The sequence below is a fragment of the Variovorax sp. Root411 genome (assembly GCF_001425205.1).
Taxonomy (GTDB): domain Bacteria; phylum Pseudomonadota; class Gammaproteobacteria; order Burkholderiales; family Burkholderiaceae_C; genus Variovorax.
On sequence record NZ_LMDW01000017.1, the window covers coordinates 305328 to 311327 of the forward strand.

Sequence of the window (6000 nt, forward strand, 5' to 3'; positions counted from 1 at the left end):
TCGCGGCAGGTTGTCGGTGCGAAAGCAGCGATGCAAATGCGAGGTATCAAAGGCGACGGCCGGGGTGTTACGAGCACCCCGGCCGTCTAACCAAGTTCGTGCAACAACCTTGGAAGGAACGCACAAAAATGGCTACCAAGACTATAGCCCGGCCTCGCACGCCGGTATCCCCCGACGGAAACGCCCACCAAGAACCGGCGGATCACCTCGAAAACACACTCGCCCAACTCGAAGCCCTGCTGTGGGTCTGCCACGGGGAAGACATCGACTGGTGCAGCGGGGATGGGCCTCGGCAGCTGGACAACCTGCTTTGGCTTGCGGCTGAACTGGCGCGCAAGGCGGGGGAGTTGTTTCAGGAGAATGAGAAGGCGCGGCGCGGAACGCCTGAGACTGGCAGTTAGAGGCAGGTCTGCGGGCTGCGGATTTCGCGGCCCGCCTGGGGAATGGGATGCTTCTCGGCACGACGGATGAAGCCTTCGCGATGGAGCGAATTCGGCTCGGTCGAGATTGTTTGCGAGGTGGGTTTCAGTGGCAGCTTCGCGCGCATTGCTGTCCTTCGCCGGCTTGGGAAGCGGACGTTAAAACTCACCATCTTGGTCTCTTGAGCGGCGGCGGAATGCGGCTCAAGGTTCCGGCCTAAAAGCTTCGATTCACTTACCGCCGCGTAATCGCGACCTTGCCACATTGTGTGTGCCTACGCGCCGTACGCCGCCATGAAGACCCGTACGGCCTCGCGCAGAAGAGCCCTGTTTTCCCGGGTACCCGGCATCTCGAGCTTCAGCAGTCCGCGGATGTGCCCGGAGCCCAGGAACATCGACAGGAACAGGTCCGCGGCCTGAAGCGGGTTCCGTACCTTCAGCGTGCCTGCCGAGTTGGCAAGACGCAGGTATGCAGCCAATTCGTCGTTCACACGCTCCGGACCCTCCTTGTACAACGCACGGCAGACTTCCGGCTGCGCCCCCGCGACGCCATAAACAGCGCGCAACGCGCCCAGCGCGTCTCCGCGCGTCAGTGCGAGAAACCGGGCGCCGATCGCCAGCAGCACCTTCTCCGGCTGGTCCGGGTCCAGCGCCCCGGTGCCCGGGAAGCCAGCCAACACGGCTGCCGTCCTGTCGCGCACGACTGCCTGGAACAGCCCCTCCTTGGAGCCGAAGTTGCTGTACACGGTCATCTTGGAGACGCCTGCGTCCAAAGCGATGGCATCCACGCTGGCACGCTCCAGACCATGCTCATCGAAGTGCCTTTGCGCCGCTTCCAGGATGCGCCGGCCGCGCTCGGGATCGCGTGGCCGCCCGCGTTGGGGCTTCGGAGCAGGAACTGGGAGGCGGGTCATGGGCATATTTAGTGGACTTGACAGTTTACTATATCTACCCCACATTACTGTACTTGAAAGTCCAATAATCAACTCGCTCACACGAAGCCCATCACCATGAATGACGTCATCATCATCGGCGGCAGCTTTGCCGGCCTTGCGGCGGCCCTGCAGCTCGGCCGGGCCGGCCGCAAGGTCACCGTTCTCGATACCGGCCTGCCGCGCAACCGCTTCGCCGGCCACTCGCATGGCCTGCTCGGCCACGATCACAAGCCACCGCTGGACATCCTGGCCGAGGCGCGGGCGCAGCTGGCGCGCTATCCAGCGATCAGGCTGGTCAATGCCCGGGCCGAGAGCGTGTCTGGCGCAATCGACGATTTCTGCGTCGTCACTGACGATAACGAAAGCCTGAGGGCGCGCCGCGTGATCCTGAGCTATGGCGTCGCCGACCAGATGCCTGATGTTCCGGGCTTTGCCGAAAGCTGGGGCACGTCCATCGTGCCCTGCCCATATTGCGATGGCTTTGAAGTCGCCGGCCAGCATTGGGGCGTCGTCTGGTCCGGCCCGCAGTCGCACAATCAGGTCAGGCTGTTCCTTGATTGGACCGACAAGTTGACTGTCTTCGCCGACGGTCACGACATTCCGCCCGATATCCAGGCCGATCTGGCGAATCGCGACATACCTGTCGTCGATGGCCGGATCATCGAGATCGCCCATGAAAAGGGCCGTATCACCACCGTCAATCTCGATACCCGCCGCAATGTCGCGGTCGACGTCCTGTTCGCCCATCCGCGCAACAAGCCGTCCGCTAGTCTGCATGAATCGCTGGGCCTCGCCACGGTCGATACGCCCACCGGCATCGTCCTCAAGGTCGACGAGCGCCGCCAAACCAGCATGCCCGGCATCTACGCCGCCGGCGACCTTGCCACGCCCTTCTTGCCCTCGGTCACCCAGGCATCATCGCAGGGCGCGATGGCGGGTATCTTCGCCCAGCAGTCGATGCTGGCTTGAGAGCACGGATTCCCTTCTCCCGTTGCGTCGTCGCCGTCGAAAAGGTTGGCGTAGATCGGCGCGGTGAAGGACGGATCGTCGAGTCAAGGAGATGACATGGCAGAGCAAAATGCCTATCAGTTGGCCGACTGGAATGGTCAAAGCGGGGAGCGCTGGGTCGCCAACCAGGCCCGCCTCGACGCCATGGTGGCGGTGTTCGGCCAGGCCGCGATAGAGGCCGCCGCGCCCGCGACGGGTGAGCGAGTGCTGGACGTCGGCTGCGGAGCGGGCGCATCGAGTCTGGCTCTGGCCGCCCGCGTCGGCACGGGGGGCCACGTGCTGGGCGTGGACATATCCGAACCGCTGATCGGCCGAGCGCGCGCGCTTGCGCCACCGGATACGCCGGCCCTGTTCCAGGTGGCCGACGCCAGCAGCGCCGAGCTGCCCGAGGGCGCGTTCGACATCCTGTTCTCGCGTTTCGGGGTGATGTTCTTCGACGATCCGACAGGGGCATTCGCCCATATGCGACGCGCGCTCCGGCCGGGCGGGCGCGTCGCTTTCGTCTGCTGGCGCGGCGCGGCCGAGAACGATTGGGTGCGCCTGCCGATGGGCGCGATCAAAGGCATCCTCCCGCCGAGCGCGCCGCCCGATCCCGAAGCGCCCGGCCCATTTTCGTTCGGCGACCGGGGGCGGGTGTCTCGCATCCTGACAGCGGCCGGCTTCACCGATGTCGCTATCGCGCCCTTCGATGCTTCCGTCCCGTTTGGCGAGGGCGTGACGCGGGACGCTGCGATCAGCGAGGCAGTGAAGATGACGCTCGAGGTCGGCCCGCTGGCCCGTGCGTTCGCTGATCAGCCCGACGACATCCGCGCCCGCGCCTCGGCCGCGGTTCGTGCCGCCTTCGCGGGCCTCCCCGGCGAGCGGTCGGTGATGATCGACGGCGCGGCGTGGATCGTCATGGCACGCAATCCGGCAAGCTGATAGGGACCAACAGGGAGACGCCCCCGCTCGGCGGAGTGGGGCGTCTTTGGCCGGTCAGATTGATGTCCCTTCTGGCTTGATTGTTGACCGCCAAACTGGACAGTGCGCACGCGCTCACAAAGACACCGTTGTGAGGCAGCGACGAGTGACCGCTGCTGGCCGACTGTTGCCGAAGGGTGGTTGGTGGCGCAGGGCCTAAAGCGAGGGGTGATTCCGTTAAAGCTCTCCAGCGCGGGCACACAAAAGCATCGTGCTTCACGCGCCGCAAGATCGGCGAGGAGATGACTTGCATCGTCATGCTCGAGCTGGGCAAGGACACCCTGGGCGAGACTACGCCGGCCGAGGCCCGTCCATCTGCCAAAGTCAGTTCGTCGCGAAGCAGTACATCAGCCCGGCGCTGCCGCTCATTTTGAGTTGGTCGACGCTGCAGCCGCGCGTACCGTGCGAGGAGTTCCACGAAGCGTTGGCTACTGGATCGGGATTGGTGCCCTTGTGGTCGTGATGACCCACGATGGCGGAGCCGCCGTCGCTTTGGGTCCAATTGCCGCAAGTAGTGTCCTTGCCGGGATCGGGCACGGCCAGGGTACCGTCAGAACGCGAGCCAGTGAGGATGTCATGGCGGTTGACCGGATCGCCGAAACCAGAGACAACCTCACCCTTCTCTGTCAGCGAGGTGTCCTTGCCCACCTTGGCGTTGGCGCTGTGCAGGTCGGCCACGCTGGTGGCGACGACGACTCCCTTGGCGTTGGTCCAGGGACCGGTGCCGATCCGGTCGCGCGCATTGACAGCCGGCTGCCCGTTCGCGGCAGCGGTGCTCAAGTAAGCACGCCAAGCTTTATTGCCCGCCCCGGCGCTCGTGGCCAGCGACTGGCAGAAGCGGTCGGCTCCAGCCAGGCCACCGAGGTCGCCGCCCTTGCCGGGGTTGGCGCTGGTGATGAAGAAGCTCATGGGGTTGCCGCCCGATGACCCCATGGCACCGCAACCGACGATCAGGGCGGCGGCTGCGACGGCGGCGCCAGTGGAAAGAATGAAGCGACTGGGCATCGAAGTCTCCTGGCAGTATTGGAGCCGGGAGGCTACCGCACCATCGTGTCAGCGACAACCCAAGCCCGCCACCATGCGGTGACCGCAACTCAACATCATTGCGGCGGAAGGACGGCTGCTTGTCGTCGAGCGCTGCCGCAGACACGAGAGACTGCTCCTGACTGACTGACGTCTGTTGCTCATTGAGCGCTTTCGATGGCCGCGATGTACGGCAAGACTCGCGGATGGGCCTGAACCCACTGCTCGCCCAAAAACGTCGAAATGGTGCCCGAGCCGATGACGCTCACGATGGATCCGAACTTGGACGCAGCCGCAGCAGGTCGTGCGCCGCATACATCACGTTCCCCGCGGTCAACCTGTTTGCAGCCGCTTCACCAGGAACTCCACCGCTACCCGAACCTTTGGAACCCGGTAGCGCGTCTGCAGGTACAGCAGGTAGATCCCCAACTCGTCGGCGCGGCTCACCGACACGGGCCGGTCAAGCGTGATTTCGGTCAGCTCGCCACGGTGCAGATAGTCCTTCAGGCCCCATTCCGCCAGCAGCACCAGGCCGCGGTGTCGGCAGGCCAGTGCGACGAGGCTCGTACCGTCGTTGCTGATGAAGGCTGGCGTGGCGGGGATCTCGCGCCAGCCCTCCTCGTCATGCCCCAACCACTTGAGTACGGCGTGGGGGCCGCGATACATGAGCGCCCGATGATTTGACAGATCGTCCAGCGTACGCGGCGTACCCATTGCCCGAAGGTACTGTGGCGAAGCCGCAAGAACCATACGGTTCGGGTCGAGCTTGCGCGCCACCACGCGCTCCTGCGGCAAGTGGCCGCCCCGGATGGCGATGTCGATCTGATCCCGGCCGAGGTCCGCCAGGGCGTCGCTGAGGTGAACATCGAGGACGATGTCCGGGTAGAGCTCCCCGAAGTCCTGCAGTGCAGGCATGAGCAGCAACCTGCCGTAGCTCGGCATGGCGCTGATGCGCAAGATGCCGCTCGGCGTGCTCCCGCGACGCCCGACCAGATCGTCCGCGTCGTTCAGTTGCGCGAGGCCCTTTCGCACCTGTTCCAGGTAGAGGGTGCCGACCTCAGTGAGCCGCACGGTGCGCGTCGTGCGGTGCAGGAGTTCGACGCCAAGATCCGCTTCCAGGTCCGCAATGCGGCGGGAGATCGACGATGCCGGCACGCCGAACGCCAGGGCGGTCCGCGAGAAGCTCAGGGTGTCCGCCACCTTGAGCAGGTAGTGCAGAGCGCGCAGCTTGTCCATGGTTTGCTCCCGTCGCCTCTATTGTTGTCGTTTGGACAAAGGATTATGGCGAACGCGATGGCTTCCGCACAACGCCGGCACTCCCTAGCATTGGCCTGACCAACACACACGCCGACAAGGCACTGAAGAACACCGATATGACGACGATGCTCAAAGCGCAATACAACGAACGCGGTCCGGTGCCGCAAGCCGCGATCGAGGCGGTGCCATTCGATCGTCCAGTGCTGGCCCAAGGTCAAGCCCTTGTGGCGGTGCTGGCCGCGCCCATCAACCCCAGCGACGTACTGACGCTCACCGGTCAGTACGGGTTGCTGCCGCCATTGCCAGCGGTCGGTGGCAGCGAGGGCGTCGGGCGTGTTGTCGAGTTGGGCCCTGACACCCAAGGCCCGGCGGTGGGCCAGACCGTGCTGCTGCCGCCC

Annotated in this window: 8 protein-coding genes; 4 read left to right on the plus strand and 4 right to left on the minus strand. The window is 64.9% G+C overall.

What is annotated here, in order from left to right; all coding sequences use genetic code 11:
• Window positions 1-128: 128 nt before the first annotated feature.
• Entirely contained in the window at window positions 129-401 is a 273-nt protein-coding gene (locus ASC92_RS21875; protein ID WP_056519874.1) for a hypothetical protein, read from the plus strand.
• Here ASC92_RS21875 and ASC92_RS28940 read toward each other — a convergent pair.
• Together ASC92_RS28940 and ASC92_RS21880 are read right to left on the minus strand one after the other, a co-directional pair.
• Window positions 398-547: a hypothetical protein gene (locus tag ASC92_RS28940; RefSeq protein WP_162245733.1), complete on the minus strand. Its 150-nt coding sequence runs from the start codon at window positions 545-547 to the stop codon at window positions 398-400. The genes ASC92_RS21875 and ASC92_RS28940 overlap by 4 nt on opposite strands.
• A gap of 147 nt (window positions 548-694) precedes the next feature.
• Window positions 695-1333, minus strand: coding sequence for a TetR/AcrR family transcriptional regulator (locus ASC92_RS21880; protein WP_056519877.1), 639 nt, complete (start codon window positions 1331-1333; stop codon window positions 695-697).
• Between the two features lie 96 nt (window positions 1334-1429).
• Here ASC92_RS21880 and ASC92_RS21885 point away from each other — a divergent pair, with 96 nt between their 5' ends.
• Both ASC92_RS21885 and ASC92_RS21890 read left to right on the plus strand, forming a co-directional pair.
• Window positions 1430-2323, plus strand: coding sequence for an NAD(P)/FAD-dependent oxidoreductase (locus ASC92_RS21885; protein ID WP_056519880.1), 894 nt, complete (start codon window positions 1430-1432; stop codon window positions 2321-2323).
• Window positions 2324-2419: 96 nt separating this feature from the next.
• Window positions 2420-3283 carry a class I SAM-dependent methyltransferase gene (locus ASC92_RS21890; protein WP_056519883.1) on the plus strand — a complete coding sequence of 288 codons (864 nt, stop codon included), beginning with the start codon at window positions 2420-2422 and terminating at the stop codon, window positions 3281-3283.
• A 363-nt stretch (window positions 3284-3646) separates the two neighbouring features.
• On the opposite strand, the gene ASC92_RS21895 is transcribed toward ASC92_RS21890, so the two are convergent.
• Together ASC92_RS21895 and ASC92_RS21900 are read right to left on the minus strand one after the other, a co-directional pair.
• Window positions 3647-4327 (minus strand): hypothetical protein, encoded by a 681-nt coding sequence (locus ASC92_RS21895; protein ID WP_056519886.1) that lies wholly within the window; start codon window positions 4325-4327, stop codon window positions 3647-3649.
• A 351-nt stretch (window positions 4328-4678) separates the two neighbouring features.
• Complete coding sequence (locus ASC92_RS21900; protein WP_056519890.1) at window positions 4679-5581, minus strand: LysR family transcriptional regulator; 903 nt, start codon at window positions 5579-5581, stop codon at window positions 4679-4681.
• A gap of 137 nt (window positions 5582-5718) precedes the next feature.
• On the opposite strand from ASC92_RS21900, the gene ASC92_RS21905 reads away from it, so the two are divergent.
• The coding region (locus ASC92_RS21905; RefSeq protein WP_157609101.1) for an alcohol dehydrogenase catalytic domain-containing protein at window positions 5719-6000 on the plus strand (282 nt) is incomplete at its 3' end.

What these genes read in the sequence shown, in the direction of transcription:
- ASC92_RS21880 (WP_056519877.1), bottom strand. Translation starts at nt 1,333, where the DNA reads ATGACCCGCCTCCCAGTTCCTGCTCCGAAGCCCCAACGCGGGCGGCCA.
- ASC92_RS21885 (WP_056519880.1), top strand. Translation starts at nt 1,430, where the DNA reads ATGAATGACGTCATCATCATCGGCGGCAGCTTTGCCGGCCTTGCGGCG.
- ASC92_RS21900 (WP_056519890.1), bottom strand. Translation starts at nt 5,581, where the DNA reads ATGGACAAGCTGCGCGCTCTGCACTACCTGCTCAAGGTGGCGGACACC.
- ASC92_RS21890 (WP_056519883.1), top strand. Translation starts at nt 2,420, where the DNA reads ATGGCAGAGCAAAATGCCTATCAGTTGGCCGACTGGAATGGTCAAAGC.
- ASC92_RS28940 (WP_162245733.1), bottom strand. Translation starts at nt 547, where the DNA reads ATGCGCGCGAAGCTGCCACTGAAACCCACCTCGCAAACAATCTCGACC.
- ASC92_RS21895 (WP_056519886.1), bottom strand. Translation starts at nt 4,327, where the DNA reads ATGCCCAGTCGCTTCATTCTTTCCACTGGCGCCGCCGTCGCAGCCGCC.
- ASC92_RS21875 (WP_056519874.1), top strand. Translation starts at nt 129, where the DNA reads ATGGCTACCAAGACTATAGCCCGGCCTCGCACGCCGGTATCCCCCGAC.